An 18,689-nucleotide genomic window follows, 5' to 3' on the forward strand; every position below is an offset into this window, starting at 1 on the left:
TCGCAGCTTCAACGCCCGTGGCGTCGCAGCCATTGACCCGCCAACTCACGGGCCTTGGCGTCCGCCGTAAATACCGCATCGAGGTCATCGACCGAAACCACGGCTTCGAGATTCAAGACTTCCTCGATGATACTCGCGATCTCAAGGTAACGGACACGCCCATCGAGAAACGCTGCAACGGCCACTTCATTGGCCGCGTTGAGCATGGCTGGCGCGCTGTCGCCCGCCTCGGCCGCCTGTCGCGCCAGACGCAGGCACGGGAAGCGCTGTTCATCAGGCGCCTGGAAATCCAGGCGAGCGATGGCGAAGAGGTCCAGCGGCGCAACGCCCGAGTCGATCCGCTCCGGCCAGGCCAGTGCGTTGGCGATCGGGGTGCGCATGTCGGGATTGCCCAACTGAGCCAACACCGAGCCATCGATATAGTCCACCAGTGAGTGAATCACGCTCTGGGGGTGAATCACCACCTCAACCTGGGAAGGCTTGGCATCGAACAGCCAGCAAGCCTCGATCAACTCCAGACCCTTGTTCATCATGCTGGCCGAGTCCACGGAAATCTTGCGCCCCATGGACCAGTTGGGGTGCGCGCACGCCTGTTCGGGCGTCACGTGCATCAATTCTTCCAGCGGTGTCTGCCGGAACGGGCCACCAGAAGCGGTCAGCAGGATCCGCCGTACGCCGACGGCGCCCAGACCACGGGCAAAATCCTGCGGCATGCATTGAAAAATCGCGTTGTGCTCGCTGTCGATGGGCAGCAGCACCGAGCCGCTCTTGCGCACCGCCTGCATGAACAGGGCGCCGGACATCACCAGCGCCTCTTTATTGGCCAGCAGGATCTTCTTGCCAGCCTCCACTGCCGCCAGTGTCGGCCGCAAACCCGCTGCCCCTACGATCGCCGCCATGACCGCATCGACTTCAGGAGCCGAGGCCACTTGGCACAGGCCTTCTTCACCCACCAGCACGCGCGTGTCCAGGCCCGCCGCCCGCAGGTCATCCTGCAACGCCCGCGCCACACTGGCTTCGGGCACCACGGCGAACTGCGGCGTATGGCGTATGCACAACGCCAGCAACTCACTCAGGCGTGTGAAGCCACTGAGCGCGAATACTTGATAGCGCTCCGGATGGCGGCCAATGACGTCGAGCGTGCTGAGACCGACCGAACCGGTCGCACCCAGCACGGTAATCTGTTGGGCGCGACTCACGATGCCGCCATCCACAGCAGCACGGCGAAGATCGGGATCGCAGCGGTAAGGCTGTCGATACGGTCCAGCACCCCGCCGTGACCCGGCAACAGGTTACTGCTGTCCTTGATCCCGGATTGACGTTTGAACATGCTTTCGGTCAGATCGCCAACCACGGAGACAAATACGATGAGGGCGGCGCCAATCAGGCCCATCAGCAACTGCGCGACCGTCCAGTCCCGCACGAAGCCGACCACCGTCGTGATCACCAGGCTCAACACCAGGCCACCGTAGACCCCTTCCCAGCTTTTGCCCGGGCTGACTTTCGGCGCCAGCTTGCGCTTGCCAAAGGCGCGTCCGGAAAAATAAGCCCCGACGTCGGCGCCCCAGACCAGCACCATCACGGCCATGATCTGCCAGTTGCCCAGCGGGCCCTGCTTGATCCAGATGAGCCCCTGCCAGGCCGGCAGGAGAATCAACAGGCCAATCACCAGCTTGGTCGCGGTATTGGCCCAATGATGGGCGGTGCGCGGATAGGTCAGCACGAGGAAAGTCGCCGTAGCCCACCAGAGCACCGCGGCACCCAGCACCCAAGGCGCGAGGCCGGGCAGCACGTACATGATGAACAGCATGGCCGCCACGACCGCTGCGTAGGCCACGCGCGCCGACTGCGCAGGAAAACCCGCCAGCCGCGCCCACTCCCACGCCCCCAAGGTCACGACCAGACCGATGAACAGCGCGAAACTGGCGCCCTCGAGCAAGAAGAACCCGCCCAAGGCGATGGGTAACAGGATCAGGGCGGTGATGATTCGTTGTTTGAGCATTAAACCCGGGCTCCAGCTTCGATCTGCTCGCTCGTTTTACCGAAGCGACGCTGACGGGAAGCGAAATCGGCCAGTGCGGTACGCATGGCTTCGTGTTTGAAGTCCGGCCAGAACAGGTCGGAGAAGTACAGCTCGGCGTAAGCCAGCTGCCAGAGCAGGAAATTGCTGATGCGATGATCACCACCGGTGCGGATGCACAGGTCCGGCAACGGCAGGTCGCCGGTGGCCAGGCAGGTCTGCAACAGTTCAGGCGTAATGTCTTCCGGCCGAAGGTGCCCGGCCTGGACTTCCCGCGCCAGCCGCTGGGCAGCCTGGGCGATATCCCACTGGCCACCGTAGTTAGCGGCGATCTGCAGTACAAACCGATCGGCGCCAGCCGTAGCGGTTTCGGCTTCACGCATCGCAGCCTGCAGTTCCGGATGGAAACGCGAGCGATCACCGATGATACGCAGGCTGATCTTGTTTTCATCCAGGCGCTTGGCCTCACGCCGCAGCGCCTTGAGGAACAGGTCCATCAAGGCACTGACCTCATCGGCCGGACGCTGCCAGTTTTCGCTGGAAAAGGCGAACAGGGTCAGCACCTCGACCCCGGCCTCGGCGCATACCTCGATGACAGCACGAACCGCATCGACGCCCGCCTTGTGCCCGGCGACGCCGGGCATAAAGCGTTTCTTGGCCCAGCGGTTATTGCCGTCCATGATGATCGCCACGTGGCGCGGCACCGCGAACGGCACGGCCTGCTTGGTCTTATCCATTAAAACGAGACCCTTATACGGCCATCAGGTCTTTTTCTTTCTGCGCCAGATCCGCGTCGATCTTAGCCACGTACTTCTTGGTCAAATCGTCGATTTCGCCTGTCGCGCGACGCTCTTCGTCTTCGCTGATTTCCTTTTCCTTGACCAGGTCCTTGAGCTGGCTGTTGGCGTCACGACGGATGTTGCGCACGGCAACGCGGGCGTCTTCAGCGACATCGCGGGCCTGCTTGGTGAAACCGCGACGGGTTTCTTCAGTCAGGGCCGGCATGGAGATCAGCAGCAATTCACCCAGGTTGGTCGGGTTCAGGTTCAGGCCGGCACTGCCGATCGCCTTGTCCACCGCGCCCAGCATGTTGCGCTCAAAGGCCACGACCTGCAGGGTACGGGCATCCTTGACGGTGATGTTGGCCACCTGCTTGATCGGGGTGTCGGAGCCGTAGTACGGCACCATCACGCCTTCAAGGATGCTTGGGTGAGCCTGGCCGGTACGAATGCGACCGAAGTTGTGCGCCAGGGACTCCAGGGATTTCTGCATGCGCTGTTCAGCGTCTTTCTTGATTTCGTTGATCATTGTTGCGCTTCCTCGATCAGTGTTCCTTCGGCGCCGCCATGGACGATATTCAGCAGGGCACCGGGCTTGTTCATGTTAAAGACGCGCAGCGGCATCTTGTGGTCGCGGCACAGGCAGATAGCCGTCAGGTCCATGACACCCAGCTTGCGATCCAGTACTTCATCGTAGGTCAGATGATCGAACTTCTCGGCATGTGGGTCCTTGAACGGGTCGGCTGTATAGACGCCATCGACCTTGGTTGCCTTGAGCACGACATCGGCATCGATCTCGATCGCTCGCAGGCAGGCGGCAGAATCCGTGGTGAAGAACGGATTACCGGTGCCGGCGGCAAAAATCACCACTTCCTTGGCGTTGAGGTGGCGCATGGCTTTGCGGCGATCGTAGTGATCGGTCACGCCAACCATGGAAATGGCCGACATGACGATGGCCGAGATATTGGCACGCTCCAGCGCATCGCGCATAGCCAGGGCATTCATCACAGTGGCCAGCATGCCCATGTGGTCGCCTGTAACCCGATCCATGCCGGCCGCGCTCAGCGCTGCGCCGCGGAACAGGTTGCCGCCGCCGATGACCAGGCCGACCTGCACGCCGATCCCGACCAGTTGGCCGACTTCCAGCGCCATGCGATCCAGCACTTTTGGATCGATCCCGAACTCTTCCGAGCCCATCAGGGCCTCGCCGCTAAGCTTGAGTAGAATGCGTTTATAGCGAGCCTGATAACCACTGCCCTGCTGAGCCATTGCGAATCTCTCCTGCGGCGTATTTTCGAAAATTCTTCAAGGCTGTTTTACAGCCTGCGTTCACTCTAGCTTGACGCTGACACAGCGCCATCGGAACACGGCTTTGTAAGCCAGTTCCGACAGGAAACCAATAGAAATCGGCATCCCCATCCAAAAAGAGGCTGCGCGCGTTAAGCGGGCAGCCTCTTCTGGGCGACAGTTGTGAAAACCGTCTTATTGCTTGCTGGCAGCCAGCTGAGCAGCCACTTCTTCAGCGAAGTTGTCTACTGGCTTCTCGATGCCTTCGCCGACTTTGAAGTAGGTGAAGGAAACGATTTCGGCGCCTGCTTTCTTGGCCAGCTCACCGACCTTGACTTCAGGGTTCTTGACGAACGCCTGCTCTACCAGGCTGGCTTCAGCCAGGAACTTGGTGATGCGACCGGCAACCATTTTTTCAACGATTTCGGCTGGCTTGCCTTTGATCTTGTCTTCGTTGAGTTGCATGAACACGGCTTTCTCGCGTTCGATGGCATCAGCGGAAACTTCCGACGGCAGCAGGAACTCAGGGTTGCTGGCTGCGACGTGCATGGCGATGTCCTTGGCCAGCTCGACGTTGCCGCCTTTGAGGGCTACGACGACACCGATCTTGTTGCCGTGCAGGTAAGAACCGACAACGTCACCTTCGATGCGAACCAGGCGACGAATATTGACGTTCTCGCCTACTTTGGCAACCAGGGCTTCACGAGCCGATTCCTGAGCGGCGATCAGCGGAGCTGCATCGGTCAGTTTGTCGGCGAATGCTTTTTCAACGCTGGCAGCAACGAACGCCTTGAAGTCGTCTTGCAGGGCCAGGAAGTCAGTCTGCGAGTTGACTTCAATGATAACGGCAGCCTTGCCGTCTTCCTTGATGCCGATCGCGCCTTCAGCGGCAATGTTGCCGGCTTTCTTGGCAGCCTTGATGGCGCCCGAGGCACGCATGTCATCAATGGCTTTCTCGATGTCGCCGCCAGCCTTGGTCAAGGCTTTCTTGCAATCCATCATGCCTTCGCCGGTACGCTCGCGCAGTTCTTTGACCAACGCTGCAGTAATCTCTGCCATTTCAAAATCCTCTTGGATAGGTTTTCAACCATTCCACCCGATCGAACGGGCGATCAATTCTTCCTGAAAGCCACTGCTTATAGGCCGTTTCACGTTACAACCGGTCGATGAAGAACAGGCAACCGTGTCGGCGGCAAATGGTTTTCGAGGTGGCAAAAAGGGGGCCAAGCCCCCTTTTTGCTTACTGAGTCAACGCCAGGGCGTCAGTTACTCAGCGGCTGCTGCCGGAGCTTCTTCAGCGAAGACTTCGGTGCCGCCATTAACATTGTTGCGACCACGGATCACAGCATCAGCCATCGAACCCATGTACAGCTGGATGGCGCGAATGGCGTCATCGTTGCCTGGGATGATGTAGTCAACGCCTTCAGGGCTGCTGTTGGTGTCGACAACGCCGATGACCGGGATACCCAGCTTGTTGGCTTCGGTGATCGCGATGCGCTCGTGGTCAACGTCGATCACGAACAGTGCGTCAGGCAGACCGCCCATGTCCTTGATACCGCCCAGGGAGCGGTCCAGCTTCTCAAGGTCACGAGTGCGCATCAGCGCTTCTTTCTTGGTCAGCTTGGCGAAAGTACCGTCTTCGGCCTGGACTTCAAGGTCACGCAGACGCTTGATGGAAGCGCGAATGGTCTTGAAGTTGGTCAGCATGCCGCCCAACCAGCGGTGATCGACGTACGGCGAACCGCAACGTGCTGCTTCTTCAGCAACGATCTTGCCAGCGGAACGCTTGGTGCCGACGAACAGAATCTTGTTTTTGCCCTGGGCCAGGCGCTCTACGAAGGTCAGTGCTTCGTTGAACATCGGCAGGGTTTTTTCAAGGTTGATGATGTGAATCTTGTTACGCGCGCCGAAAATGTACTTGCCCATTTTCGGGTTCCAGTAACGGGTCTGGTGACCGAAGTGCACACCGGCCTTCAGCATATCGCGCATGTTGACTTGGGACATGATAGTTCCTTGATAAGTCGGGTTTGGCCTCCACGTATCCCAATGACCAACCAGCGGCAAATAAAGCCGAAGGCACCCAGGTCATCGTGTCGACACGTGTGTGGATTTAAGCTTGCGGGGTCATCCCCGGAAAGCGGCGCATTTTATACCACAGCAAGGGCAAAAACGGAACACGGATTCTGAAATCCCGGTGAAGCCCCCCTTCCACAGCCCTTTCATGGGCCATGGACGCACCGCCTTATAGAGAGAAGCGATGCAGACGGGCGCGGATTTGCGCTGATCGTCTGTTAGAATCGCCTCTTTCAGGGCCGCCCGGATCAGTCTCCGCCGCCCATTACGTTTTGAACAGCGCCGTCAGGCGCAGAGAGAGCCTGTATGACCGTTACCCTCAAGACTCCCGAGGACATCGCCAAAATGCGTGTCGCCGGCAAACTCGCCGCCGATGTGCTGGAGATGATCGCCGACTACGTCAAGCCGGGTGTGACCACCGAAGAGCTGGACCGTATCTGCCATGACTACATCGTCAACGAGCAGAAGGCCATCCCGGCTCCGCTCAACTACAAAGGCTTCCCGAAGTCGATCTGCACCTCGATCAACCATGTGGTCTGCCACGGCATCCCCAACGAAAAACCGTTGAAGGATGGCGACACCCTGAACATCGACGTCACCGTCATCAAGGACGGCTACCACGGCGACACCAGCCGCATGTTCCATGTCGGCAACGTGCCGGAGTGGGCCCAGCGCCTGTCGAAAGTCACCCAGGAATGCATGTACATGGCCATCGAACTGGTGAAGCCGGGCTGCCGCCTGGGTGACATCGGCGAAGTGATCCAGAAGCACGCGCAGAAGAACGGCTTCTCGGTGGTGCGCGAGTTCTGCGGCCACGGCATTGGCAAGGTGTTCCACGAAGAACCGCAGATACTGCACTACGGCCGTGCCGGCACCGGCATGGAGTTGCAGGCGGGCATGACCTTCACCATCGAGCCGATGATCAACCAGGGCCGCGCCGACACCAAGGTGCTGGGCGACGGTTGGACCGCCATCACCAAGGATCGCAAGCTGTCGGCCCAGTGGGAGCACACCTTGCTGGTGACCGAGACGGGGTACGAGATCTTCACCCTGCGCAGCGATGACACCATCGCTCGCGTTTCCGCCTGACCCAATACACAGCCTATAGATAGAAAGGAAAGCCATTCGATGCCGCAGGTGGATCCCGAACTCTTCGACCGCGGCCAGTTCCAGGCTGAACTGGCCCTGAAGGCAAGCCCCATCTCGGCGTTCAAGAAAGCGATCCGCCAGGCCCGCGAAGTGCTCGACCAGCGCTTTCGCGATGGGCGGGATATCCGTCGGCTGATCGAGGACCGTGCCTGGTTCGTCGACAACATCCTGCAAAAGGCCTGGGAGCAGTTCAACTGGAGCGAGGACGCCGACATCGCCCTGGTGGCGGTGGGCGGCTACGGACGCGGTGAATTGCACCCCTATTCCGACATTGATCTGTTGATCCTGCTGGACAGCGCCGACCATGAGGTCTTTCGCGATTCCATCGAGCGTTTCCTGACGCTGCTGTGGGACATCGGCCTGGAAGTCGGCCAGAGCGTACGCTCGGTGCAGGAATGCGCCGACGAGGCCCGCGCCGACCTGACGGTGATCACCAACCTGATGGAGAGCCGCACCATCGCCGGCCCCGAGCGGCTGCGCCAGCGCATGCTCGACGTCACCAGCACAGCGCACATGTGGCCGAGCAAGGATTTTTTCCTGGCCAAGCACGCCGAGCAGAAGGCCCGTCACCACAAGTACAACGACACCGAATACAACCTGGAACCCAACGTCAAGGGCTCGCCGGGCGGCTTGCGGGACATCCAGACGATCCTCTGGGTCGCCCGTCGCCAGTACGGCACGCTGAACCTGCGCGCCCTGGCCGGCGAGGGTTTCCTGGTGGAAAGCGAAAACGCCTTGCTGGCTTCGTCCCAGGAATTTTTGTGGAAGGTTCGCTACGCCCTGCACATGCTCGCCGGACGCTCCGAAGACCGCCTGTTGTTCGATCACCAGCGCTCCATCGCCGGCCTGCTAGGCTTCGAGGGTCAGGACGCCAAGCAGTCCATCGAAAACTTCATGCAGCAGTACTATCGGGTGGTGATGAGCATTGCCCAGCTCAGCGAGCTGATCATCCAGCACTTCGAGGAAGTCATCCTCGCCCCGGAAGACGAAGAACCGCCGCAGCCGATCAATTCACGCTTCCAATTGCATGACGGGTACATCGAGGCGCGCAACGCCAATGTCTTCCGTCGCACGCCCTTCGCCATGCTCGAGATCTTCGTGCTCATGGCCCAGCAGCCGGAAATCAAGGGGGTGCGCGCCGACACCATTCGTCTGCTGCGGGAAAACCGGCATCTGATCGATGAAGACTTCCGCCACGACATCCGCAACACCAGCCTGTTCATCGAGCTGTTCAAGTGCAGGATTGGCGTGCACCGCAACCTGCGGCGGATGAACCGCTACGGCATTCTTGGGCGCTATCTGCCGGAGTTCGGGTTCATCGTCGGCCAGATGCAGCACGACCTGTTCCACATCTATACGGTCGATGCCCATACCCTGAACCTGATCAAGCACCTGCGTAAGTTGCAATACACCCAGGTGTCGGAGAAATTCCCGCTGGCCAGCAAGCTCATGGGCAAGCTGCCCAAACCTGAGCTGATCTATATGGCGGGGCTGTACCACGACATTGGCAAGGGCCGTCAGGGCGATCACTCCGAAATCGGTGCAGTGGATGCCGAGGCGTTCTGCCAGCGCCATCAACTGCCGGTATGGGACAGTCGGTTAATCGTGTGGCTGGTGCAGAACCACTTGGTGATGTCCACCACTGCCCAGCGCAAGGACCTGTCCGACCCGCAGGTGATCCACGATTTCGCCCAAACAGTCGGCGATGAAACCCGCCTGGATTACCTCTACGTGCTGACTGTGGCCGACATCAACGCCACCAACCCGAGCCTTTGGAACTCCTGGCGCGCCAGCCTGTTGCGCCAGCTCTACACCGAGACCAAGCGTGCCCTGCGCCGCGGCCTGGAAAACCCAGTGGACCGCGAAGAACAGATCCGTCGTACCCAAAGCGCAGCCCTGGACATCCTGGTACGCGGCGGCACCGATCCAGACGACGTCGAGCAGCTCTGGTCGCAACTGGGCGATGACTATTTCCTGCGCCACACCGCCGGCGACGTGGCCTGGCACAGCGACGCGATCCTGCAGCAACCGGCCGATGGCGGGCCACTGGTGTTGATCAAGGAAACCACCCAGCGCGAGTTCGAAGGCGGCACGCAGATCTTCATCTACGCGCCGGACCAGCACGACTTCTTCGCCGTGACCGTGGCGGCGATGGACCAGCTCAACCTCAACATCCACGACGCCCGGGTCATCACGTCCAGCAGCCAGTTCACCCTCGACACCTACATCGTGCTCGACACCGACGGCGACTCGATTGGCGACAACCCGGCGCGGGTCAAGCAGATCCGCGATGGCCTCACCGAAGCGCTGCGCAACCCGGCGGACTACCCGACCATCATCCAGCGACGGGTGCCGCGCCAACTCAAGCACTTCGCGTTTGCGCCCCTGGTGACGATCCACAACGACGCCCAGCGCCAGGTCACGGTGCTGGAGCTCAGCGCCCCGGATCGCCCGGGCCTGTTGGCGCGGATCGGCCATATATTCCTGGAGTTCGACCTGTCACTGCAAAACGCCAAGATCGCCACCCTTGGCGAGCGGGTGGAGGACGTGTTCTTCATCACCGACGCCCATAACCAGCCGTTGTCCGATCCGCAGCTGTGCAGCCGCCTGCAGGAAGCGATCGTGCGGCATTTGAGCGTCAACCAGGAACCGGATGCTCACATGACACGCATCAGCATCTAAACGAACAACACTCCCTGTGGGATCGCCGCACCGCCGCTCCCACATTGAACGAGGCCCCCGATGAACAACGCTCTGAACCAGTTGCAGCCCTACCCGTTCGAAAAGCTCCGCGCCCTGCTCGGCACCGTCACGCCCAACCCGGACAAGCGCGCCATCGCCCTGTCCATCGGCGAGCCCAAGCACCGCTCGCCCAGTTTCGTGGCCGAAGCCCTGGCCAGTAACCTGGAAAAAATGGCTGTGTACCCGACCACCCTCGGTATCCCGGAGTTGCGCGAAGCCATCACCGGCTGGTGCGAGCGTCGCTTCAACGTGCCGAACGGCTGGCTCGACCCGGCGCGCCACGTGCTGCCGGTCAATGGCACCCGTGAAGCCCTCTTCGCCTTCACCCAGACCGTGGTCAACCGTGGCGACGATGCGCTGGTGGTCAGCCCGAACCCGTTCTATCAAATCTACGAAGGCGCGGCGTTCCTGGCCGGGGCCAAGCCGCACTACCTGCCATGCCTGGACGAAAACGGCTTCAATCCGGATTTCGATGCGGTATCGCCAGACATCTGGAAACGCTGCCAGATCCTGTTCCTGTGCTCTCCAGGCAATCCGACCGGCGCCTTGATTCCGGTGGATGTGCTGAAAAAACTCATCGCCCTGGCCGACGAGCATGACTTCGTCATTGCCTCAGACGAGTGCTACAGCGAACTGTACTTCGACGAACAGACTCCGCCGCCAGGCCTGCTCACCGCCTGCGTCGAACTTGGTCGCAAGGATTTCAAGCGCTGCGTGGTGTTCCACAGCCTGTCCAAACGCTCCAACCTGCCAGGCCTGCGCTCCGGTTTCGTGGCCGGCGATGCAGACATCCTCAAGGGCTTTTTGCTGTATCGCACCTACCACGGCTGCGCGATGCCGGTTCAGACCCAACTGGCGAGCATCGCGGCCTGGAACGACGAAGTGCATGTACGGGCCAACCGCGCGCTGTACCGGGAAAAATTCGACGCCGTGCTGGAAATCCTCAGCCCGGTGCTGGACGTGCAAAGGCCCGATGGCAGCTTCTATCTGTGGCCGAATGTGGCGGGCGATGATGCGGCGTTCTGCCGAGACCTGTTCGAACAGGAACACGTGACGGTCGTGCCGGGCTCCTACCTGTCCCGCGATGTGGACGGCGTCAACCCGGGGGCCGGGCGTGTGCGCATGGCGCTGGTTGCACCATTGGCTGAATGTGTGGAAGCAGCGGAACGGATTCGCGCGTTCATCCAGCGTCGGGGTTGATAGCTGTAACGGACTGAAGTGGACCGCTGTTGTGGCGAGGGAGCTTGCTCCCGCTGGGCTGCGCAGCGGCCCCAACAGCAACATCCGTACCGGCCACCACCTCCCCCTGTACAAATACTCAGTGATGCCTAGGTTGCGCAATGCACCTATTTCGGTACACCTCATTCATAATGGATACCGCGCCATTATGATGAGGTACGGCATGAACAAGCACATTGGATCTAATTTTGACGACTTCCTCGCCGAGCAAGGCATCGCCGAAGAAGTTTCCGCCGCTGCGCTCAAACGTGTTATTGCCTGGCAGATTGCCGAAGCCATGAAGCTTCAGAAAGTGACCAAAAAGGCCTTGGCACAACGGATGCACACCAGTCGCACTGCTGTTGATCGTGCGCTCGACCAGAACGATGCGGGAATGACGCTGGCAACGCTTGCCAGCGCAGCCCGTGCGCTGGGTCAGAGAGTGGAAGTGCGGCTGGTTCCTGAGCATGAAGGGGCTCACGCATAAGCTGTCGTGGCGAGGGAGCTTGCTCCCGCTGGGCTGCGCAGCGGCCCCAAAGCAGTCAACTCAATTTGCCTGACACACCGGGCTGTCAGGTTTTAGGGCCGCTTCGCGCCCCAGCGGGAGCAAGCTCCCTCGCCACAGGGGTTTGGCGTCGACCACCCTATGTGTGAGCGACACAGAACCACTGTGGGAGCTTGCTCGCGATGAGGCCGGCACTTATTGCATCAAGTCCGAAGCTCTACCCGATCCAAGGCCTTGGTCGCCAACAACGCCCCCAACTCAATCATCTGCGCCACTCCCAACGCCACATGCCGCCGCGAGCCGTCCAGATCAAACGCCAGGTCACTGAGCATCGCATTGGCCGAAGCGAGGGTTTCGCTGAGGTTGGCCAACAGGGCTTCGGTATCAACGCTGTCCGACACGATGAACAGCTGCGTCGAGGGCTTGGGTTCTGACTCGCTGTCGCCAGGCTTGAGGTAATGATCCAACGCACGATCAGCGGCTTCTTGCAGCTTTTCGGGGGCGTAGTCGCCGTAGGGGAAAGTTGATGCTGGCTTTGGAGGATTCGGAGTTTCTTTGATCATGTGATGCTCCTTGGGTTTGGGAGCTGCCACAAAGTCTTCTCACGGACTGGAGAGTGGCAGCTGTACGCGGGGTGAGAATCCGAGTCAAACCCACAAAACCCGGCCATGTCGAAGCATGCCCGCGCACAGCCGCCATAACACGAAGCATGGACGAAACGCGCCTGCACTTTATATGGCGGGCGCTTATGCGCATAGTGGGTGTTCGGATTCTCACGTCCGGTCGCTGAATTGGCAGCGACATCCAAAGGCTAGAGCCCTCGCTTCCGACGGACAACCTTAAAAACTTGTCGGAAACTTCGGTGCGTCTGACAGACCGCGATCGCCTGCTCAGACAAGAAAAGAAATAAAACGTACTGAGATAAGCGAAGCCATTGATTTCATTGGCTTAGTACACCGACCCATCCCATGCAACGCTGTTTCAAGCGTTCAAGCTGGCTTGAGTTCACTAACGCCGGTAGCCATAGTCGATCCCGTCACCAGCGAGAGCTGGCAGGAGTCTGGGTCCCTCTCGGGGTTGACCCAGCGGCGCAGAAAGGGCGAAGCAAGCTCAACTGCGTGTCGATTGAAGCCGCCTTCGGGCGGCTTTGCTTTTTATGAGGTTAAGGATGTGTAGTGGCCTAATGAAACCGCAAACTCCATCCCTCTAGACTTATCATTGGAGATGAAATCGTTCGAATCCGGGGATCTGCACGCAAAGCGCCTTGACCGCTTCTGCGACAGTCCGAATAGAAAGTCAAAATGACCGACCGAACTGCCGAAGCTGCCCGAACAGCAAATTGGGTCATGGGCTGATATTCAATTGCCATGGCGGCCATGGTTTTCTCCAAGAAATAGAAAACCGCCCGGAGGCGGTTGTGGTGATCGAAAAAATCAAAGCGAGCTGGGCCTGATATCCAATCCAGTCTGCGAGTCTCCGCTAATTCGGAATCGCTTCACCTGGCCTTTCAGGCTTGCCGATTGCTCTTTCAACATATCTGTCCAGCTGCACATGCCGCCGCCTTGCCTATCTATGCCGAGCCCGACGGGTGACCGCCGATGGACAGAAAGAATTTCGCCACCTCACCGGTATCGATTCGTGCAGCAAACTTTCCGTCGATATGGATAGCGACATAGCAGCCGCCACCCAGGAACCCCGTGTCTCGGGTCACGACTACGGTTCCGTATGCCTCTTTCGGATTTGCGGAGAAGGCAACGATTCGGTTTTTCGGAACCGGCCTCGCTTCGCCTGGAGAAACTGGCGACGTAGAACACCCCGCCAGCAAAGCAATAGCTACCGCGCCTACGAACAATCTCATGGGGTCACCCCTATGGAAGATGAACCCAAGATATCGGAACAGAGTGCCCGGCAGGACTGCAAGCTGTTGCTTGTGAATGCTTGCAAAAGTCCCACCATGGGACTACATTCTCACCCATGAGAATTATCGCCATCAGTCATCTGAAAGCCTTCTGGGAGAAATACCCAGATTCCGAACAGCAGCTTAAGGCTTGGCTTGACGATGCCAAAAAAGCCACTTGGACCAACCCAAACGACATCAAGGCGCAATACGGTAACGCAAGCATTCTCAAGAGTCGCCGCGTGGTGTTCAACATCAAGGATAACGACTACCGCCTGGTGGTCGCCATTGCCTACCGCTTCGGCGCTGTGTACATCAAGTTTGTCGGCACTCATCGTCGGTACGATGAGATCGACGCAAACATCGTGGAAATGGAGTAATCATCATGAAAATTCGCCCAATCCGCACCGATGAAGAATACCGGGTAGCTCTCAAAGAGATCTCTCCCCTGTTTGAGAATGAGCCTGAACCTGGCACCCCGGAAGGCGATGCTTTCGAAGTCATGATCACTCTGATCGAGGCCTACGAAACCAAGAACTTCCCGGTTGATTTGCCTGACCCAATTGAAGCCATCAAGTTTCGCATGGATCAATCCGGACTCACCGCGGCCGATCTGGCTCCCGCTATCGGAAAAACGAACCGCGTATACGAGGTGCTCAACCGTAAACGCTCGTTAACTCTGCCCATGATCTGGAAGCTTCACGATATGTTCGGCATCCCCGCAGAAAGCCTGATAAAGCCAGTAAAAGCTGCCTGATGCTAGCCCGGTCCGCCGGGCTTTTTCAAACCAGCAAGGACAAGAAATGACCTCAGTCGAAGAGAAAGACATATCAGAGTGTTCGTAAAGCACATCGGACTTGAGAAATCGGTTCCTGGGCGTTACAGCTTGTTGCTGGCCGCAAATCTTTAGGGAGACGCCCTCTCCGGCACGCAAAACCACGCCAAGATTGTTCGCGAAAATTGAACTCCTTGAGCAGGGAGAGCTAGGGCAGAAGTGACCGACATCCGGAGCGGCAGGACCGCAGAGATCTCTGTCGAGCCCAAGCACCTTGCCTCGGCCCGGAGCATGAAAAGGATTCTTCTAGATCGGTGCATGTTCTATAAGGCACCGCGTGCGGAACACGATCAGATGCTGCTCAAGATTTTAGATCCGTCGGCTGAAGCAATCCAAAAATAGCAGCACAGGATAGCCCACCATTCGTATTTGACTTTACCCATCGCAAGGGATGTTCATAGAGTTTGTGATCGACCCCAGACTCTTCGGGCGATGAGGCCGATATTATTTACCCAACCCCAAATTCGCCTCCGCCAGATCCAACTCCCCCAGCACCTCACGCAGTACATCATCGCCAATCTGGTGATGACGACTCAGACGATACAACTCCAGCCGCTGCGCCCGAAAAGCCTTCAAACGCAGCCGGCGCTCCAGCAGATCCATCTCGAATGCCAGCGCCTGGGCCTCGGCGGAGTCGTTGAATATCTCCAACTGATGCCGATACTCAGACATCAGCCGCGCCTTGACCTCGGTCGCCAGCGCGGCCTTGGCCGCATCCGGCGGGCTGACGGCTTCGGCCGGTTCTTCCACTTCCAGCGCGCGGATCGCCGCTTCGGCGGTTTTTCGCCAGGCATCGCGTACTTCGTTGCGACGTTTGTCATCGGGGCTTTTCTCGATTCCGCGCAGCAATATCGGCAAGGCGATACACGCCGCTATCAACGACAGCAAGATGACGCCGGCAGCAATGAAGATAAGCAAGTCTCGCTCGGGAAACGCCTCGCCCGCCCCCAACAGCAACGGCACTGACAGCACACCCGCCAATGTCACCGCACCGCGTACCCCACCGAACGTGAGCAACCAGCAAGAGCGCGCCGTGGGCACCAGCGTCAATTCGCCCTTGCCACGCCAGTGGCGCAACAGCCCCGACAGGCGCCAGATGCTTTGCACCCAGACAAACCGCAGCACCAGTAACACAAGGAAAATCGCCAGTACGTCGAGACAGCGGTAGAACAATGTCGGCCACAGGGTGGCTTCATGGCTGGTCACCGCTTTGATGATGTCGGGCAACTGCAAGCCCAGCAGCAGGAAGATCAAGCCATTGAAGGCAAACTCCAGCAGCGACCAGACGCTGCGATTGAGTAACCGCGTGCCGGTCTGGCGCGGCAGCAGGTCGAGCCAGCTCTGCATCATCCCCGCCGCCACCGCCGAGAGAATGCCCGAGGCGCCCAAGCGTTCAGCCAGCACATAGGCAGCAAACGGCAGCAACAACATGAAAACCACGTGGGTGGCCGGATCGTCCCAGCCCCGGGCAATCATCCAGGCCCGCAAGCGGCCTACCAGCCAACTCAGGGCCACGCCGACCAGCAGGCCGCCGACCGCCACCAGGACGAAAGTCAGGCTCGCGCTGGTTAGGGAAAACACGCCGGTGATAGCCGCCGCCAAGGCAAACTTGAAGGTCACCAGGCCCGACGCATCGTTCATCAGCGCCTCGCCCTGGAGCATGTGCATCAGCGGCCCGGGCAGGCGATCCCGGGCAATCGCCGACACTGCCACAGCGTCGGTGGGTGACAGCACCGCAGCCAGGGCGAAAGCGACCGGCAGCGGGATACTCGGCAGCAGCCAATGAATGAAGTACCCGGCGCCCACCACCGTGAACAACACCAGCCCCACCGCCAACGTCAGGATCGGCCCGCGCAGGCGCCACAACTCGCGTTTGGGCATGCGCCAACCATCGGAGAACAGCAGCGGCGGCAGGAACAGAAACAGGAACAACTCGGGATCAAGCGCTACATGCAGCCCCAGCGAGGGCCAGGCCAGCACGGCGCCGGCGCCGATCTGCACCAGGGGCAACGGCAGCGGGATCAACCGTCCGATCAGGCGCGACACGCCCACCAGCATCAACAGGATCAGGACGGTATAGGCGCTTTGCATAACGGACTTCCAATGACAGCCATACACATCTACGGCAACAGCTGGCCGGTGAAGTGCCATATTAACTGCCAAGGTGAACCGCTGCCTTTGCACATTGGTCGCACCTCAGCGGCGTCAATGCGAAGTCGCCTCTTGGTCGCTCCCAACCGCCACTCGGCAGGAGCGACCGACGACTATCCGAAGCTAAACAGCTCGCTCAGCGGCATTGAGGGTCGAGCGGCCCGAGACAACATCGACGCCGTCACCGTCATTGTCGTTATCTTCCCCGATCTGTTCGGCCGTCGACACTTCCACCAAGGACAACATTCCCTGCAGCTCATCCGGATGAGCGGGCCCGGCGGATAGCCTGTCCAACGCGGCAGAGGTCTTGTCCGCCAACGGCTGGGTCATCACTGCCGTTGTCACCCAGGCGGCGAGCACGGGGGCCATCGTAGCCGTAACCGTCGCCTTGCCAGCCGCCGCAACCCCCGCCGGCGAAATCCCGGCGTTCCTGGCTGCGTTGACAGCGGCGGTCTGGGCCATGCCGATCGCAGTAATACCGCCGGCCAACGCTCCGAGACCACTGACCAGGCCAGTCGGCGTAACCAAGGCTTGCAGCGATTTGCTGCCATCGCGCATCGCGTCCAGCGGCAGGCTGCCGACCCGCTTCGCAATGCCCATCGCAGCACTCCCTACGCCATAGTTCTTGAGGTCCTTGAAACGCTGATGCCAGTCTTGACGCCCCAACAGGTATTCCGGGCCAATCCGGTGTTTCGATTTATCGATGGAATGTTGCAAGTCATAGGCGGCCATGCCGGAAAGCGGAGAACCGACGGCAGCTATCACAGAGTCCACCTTGCTGCCCGTTTGCGCATCGACGGTCTTTGTCACGACGGGTTGGATGACCGTGCGTAACACGTTTCGCGCAGAGAAGGTCTGGAAAGTCAGGCTGCCTTCGATAGCCTGGGTCGTCAGGCTCGGCTTCACCGCCTGGGCGGCTTCTTGCATGACCGGCTCCAGATCGGCATTTTCGGCCACCAGCCACTGGGTGTCGCTGGTGGCGCGCTTGATCAGGCCGTTGCCGACCGTGTCGGCGGCGCTGCTGACCAGGCCGGCAATCGCTGACAACGCCAACGGCGCGGTAATCGAGCCATTGCCGGTCACCGCCGGGGCGAAGTCCAGCGCGATGGACGCCGCGCCGAAGGGAACCGAACGAAGGAATCCAACAGTGTCATGGGACGCGCGATCCAGCCGCGAGCCTTTGGTCAGCACGGCATCGACGCTTTCCGCGGTTTCCCCGTCATTGGCCAAGGTACGCGAACGATCGTCGATCAGTGCTTCGAAGGCCTCGCGATTGGCACCGTTAATATGCGGCTCGAATACCCGGGTGAGCTGGGCCTTGATTGCACCCGTCCGATTTGCCAGGTCCTGTTCAGCCGTGACAGGGCCGATCGGGACGGATGCAGCGGTCCCGGTGGTCGATGTCGTTGAAAGGGGCGGGAGTGTTTCTTCAGTCTGATTCGTCAGTGGATGGGGCGGTGTCAGGGAGATGGAATCCATGGGCGGCTCTCTTGTGCGCAAAAGTGCTGGGTTAACCTGTGCTGTGTGGTCACCACTTTCCTATCGGTTCCGCTTCGTCCTTTGCGTCGCGACAGTCAAGGCACTGAAAGGAACGACGTGGCATAATCGTCCGCTGATTTTCAGGACGATACCGGGAACGTTTTGGGGGAGCATTCATGCCCAAGGAAAACAAGCATCTACAGCTTTTCGGCATCAAAGCCTGCGATACGATGAAAAAAGCGCGTACCTGGCTCGATGAGCACGCGGTGCGCTATGACTTTCACGACTACAAGAGCGCCGGCATCGACCGTGAGCACCTGACCCAATGGTGCAACGAGCATGGCTGGCAAGTGGTGTTGAACCGTGCCGGTACGACCTTTCGCAAGCTCGACGACGAACGCAAAGCCGATCTCGACCAGACGAAAGCCATCGAACTGATGCTCGCCCAACCCTCGATGATCAAGCGCCCGGTGCTCGATCTCGGTGACAGAACCCTGATTGGCTTCAAGCCAGATATTTATGCGGCAGAGATCAAGTAAGCCTGCCCAGTCCAT

Annotated in this window: 18 protein-coding genes and 1 pseudogene; 7 read left to right on the plus strand and 12 right to left on the minus strand. The window is 59.6% G+C overall.

The features are described from left to right. Positions 1 to 8: 8 nt before the first annotated feature. From ispC to rpsB, 7 genes are all read right to left on the minus strand, one after another. A complete protein-coding gene (gene ispC, locus AD663_RS21470; RefSeq protein ID WP_053214497.1) occupies positions 9 to 1,199 on the minus strand; it encodes a 1-deoxy-D-xylulose-5-phosphate reductoisomerase in 1,191 nt (396 codons plus the stop codon). Then, a complete protein-coding gene (locus AD663_RS21475) occupies positions 1,196 to 2,002 on the minus strand; it encodes a phosphatidate cytidylyltransferase (RefSeq protein WP_003184909.1) in 807 nt (268 codons plus the stop codon). The genes ispC and AD663_RS21475 overlap by 4 nt, the downstream gene beginning before the upstream one ends. Beyond that, positions 2,002 to 2,757, minus strand: coding sequence for a polyprenyl diphosphate synthase (uppS, locus tag AD663_RS21480; protein WP_003184911.1), 756 nt, complete (start codon positions 2,755 to 2,757; stop codon positions 2,002 to 2,004). Before uppS ends, AD663_RS21475 begins: the two co-directional genes overlap by 1 nt. Before the next feature lie 13 nt (positions 2,758 to 2,770). After that, complete coding sequence (gene frr, locus AD663_RS21485; RefSeq protein ID WP_003184913.1) at positions 2,771 to 3,328, minus strand: ribosome recycling factor; 558 nt, start codon at positions 3,326 to 3,328, stop codon at positions 2,771 to 2,773. Continuing rightward, positions 3,325 to 4,068 carry a UMP kinase gene (gene pyrH, locus AD663_RS21490; RefSeq protein WP_003184915.1) on the minus strand — a complete coding sequence of 248 codons (744 nt, stop codon included), beginning with the start codon at positions 4,066 to 4,068 and terminating at the stop codon, positions 3,325 to 3,327. Before pyrH ends, frr begins: the two co-directional genes overlap by 4 nt. Positions 4,069 to 4,281: 213 nt before the next feature. Then, on the minus strand, positions 4,282 to 5,145 hold the full coding sequence (gene tsf, locus AD663_RS21495) for a translation elongation factor Ts (protein WP_003184917.1): 864 nt from the start codon (positions 5,143 to 5,145) through the stop codon (positions 4,282 to 4,284). 207 nt (positions 5,146 to 5,352) lie between these two features. After that, positions 5,353 to 6,090, minus strand: coding sequence for a 30S ribosomal protein S2 (rpsB, locus tag AD663_RS21500; protein ID WP_003184919.1), 738 nt, complete (start codon positions 6,088 to 6,090; stop codon positions 5,353 to 5,355). A 375-nt stretch (positions 6,091 to 6,465) separates the two neighbouring features. On the opposite strand from rpsB, the gene map reads away from it, so the two are divergent. The 4 genes from map to AD663_RS21520 all read left to right on the plus strand — a co-directional run bounded on the left by map (position 6,466) and on the right by AD663_RS21520 (position 11,755). Beyond that, positions 6,466 to 7,248 carry a type I methionyl aminopeptidase gene (map, locus tag AD663_RS21505; RefSeq protein WP_003184921.1) on the plus strand — a complete coding sequence of 261 codons (783 nt, stop codon included), beginning with the start codon at positions 6,466 to 6,468 and terminating at the stop codon, positions 7,246 to 7,248. Between the two features lie 39 nt (positions 7,249 to 7,287). Then, positions 7,288 to 9,990, plus strand: a complete 2,703-nt coding sequence (locus tag AD663_RS21510; RefSeq protein WP_053214498.1) for a [protein-PII] uridylyltransferase — start codon at positions 7,288 to 7,290, stop codon at positions 9,988 to 9,990. Between the two features lie 60 nt (positions 9,991 to 10,050). Continuing rightward, entirely contained in the window at positions 10,051 to 11,250 is a 1,200-nt protein-coding gene (dapC, locus tag AD663_RS21515) for a succinyldiaminopimelate transaminase (RefSeq protein WP_003184924.1), read from the plus strand. Positions 11,251 to 11,452: 202 nt separating this feature from the next. After that, complete coding sequence (locus AD663_RS21520; RefSeq protein ID WP_003184926.1) at positions 11,453 to 11,755, plus strand: XRE family transcriptional regulator; 303 nt, start codon at positions 11,453 to 11,455, stop codon at positions 11,753 to 11,755. Between the two features lie 221 nt (positions 11,756 to 11,976). Here the strand turns inward: AD663_RS21520 and AD663_RS21525 are convergent, their stop codons facing one another. The 3 genes and pseudogenes from AD663_RS21525 to AD663_RS28995 form a co-directional block, all read right to left on the minus strand. After that, the gene (locus AD663_RS21525; protein WP_003184929.1) at positions 11,977 to 12,336 is read right to left on the minus strand and encodes a DUF6124 family protein; all 360 of its coding nucleotides are present in this window, start codon (positions 12,334 to 12,336) and stop codon (positions 11,977 to 11,979) included. 615 nt (positions 12,337 to 12,951) lie between these two features. Beyond that, a pseudogene (locus AD663_RS29435) lies at positions 12,952 to 13,151 on the minus strand (tail assembly protein); the annotation flags it as partial. A gap of 192 nt (positions 13,152 to 13,343) precedes the next feature. Further along, positions 13,344 to 13,484: a hypothetical protein gene (locus AD663_RS28995; protein ID WP_157062733.1), complete on the minus strand. Its 141-nt coding sequence runs from the start codon at positions 13,482 to 13,484 to the stop codon at positions 13,344 to 13,346. 263 nt (positions 13,485 to 13,747) lie between these two features. Between AD663_RS28995 and AD663_RS21530 the strand changes: the two genes are divergently transcribed. Together AD663_RS21530 and AD663_RS21535 are read left to right on the plus strand one after the other, a co-directional pair. Further along, on the plus strand, positions 13,748 to 14,050 hold the full coding sequence (locus tag AD663_RS21530) for a type II toxin-antitoxin system HigB family toxin (RefSeq protein WP_053214499.1): 303 nt from the start codon (positions 13,748 to 13,750) through the stop codon (positions 14,048 to 14,050). Between the two features lie 5 nt (positions 14,051 to 14,055). Next, a complete protein-coding gene (locus tag AD663_RS21535; protein ID WP_003184937.1) occupies positions 14,056 to 14,427 on the plus strand; it encodes a type II toxin-antitoxin system HigA family antitoxin in 372 nt (123 codons plus the stop codon). Between the two features lie 522 nt (positions 14,428 to 14,949). Here AD663_RS21535 and AD663_RS21545 read toward each other — a convergent pair. Next, positions 14,950 to 16,596 (minus strand): Na+/H+ antiporter, encoded by a 1,647-nt coding sequence (locus AD663_RS21545; RefSeq protein ID WP_053214500.1) that lies wholly within the window; start codon positions 16,594 to 16,596, stop codon positions 14,950 to 14,952. Between the two features lie 183 nt (positions 16,597 to 16,779). Next, positions 16,780 to 18,135, minus strand: a complete 1,356-nt coding sequence (locus AD663_RS21550; RefSeq protein WP_053214501.1) for a hypothetical protein — start codon at positions 18,133 to 18,135, stop codon at positions 16,780 to 16,782. A 176-nt stretch (positions 18,136 to 18,311) separates the two neighbouring features. Here AD663_RS21550 and AD663_RS21555 point away from each other — a divergent pair, with 176 nt between their 5' ends. Then, positions 18,312 to 18,674, plus strand: coding sequence for an ArsC family reductase (locus tag AD663_RS21555; RefSeq protein WP_003184944.1), 363 nt, complete (start codon positions 18,312 to 18,314; stop codon positions 18,672 to 18,674). The last annotated feature ends 15 nt before the right edge of the window (positions 18,675 to 18,689 follow it).

This window comes from Pseudomonas sp. Q12-87, from assembly GCF_001269755.1.
GTDB lineage: Bacteria > Pseudomonadota > Gammaproteobacteria > Pseudomonadales > Pseudomonadaceae > Aquipseudomonas > Aquipseudomonas fluorescens_S.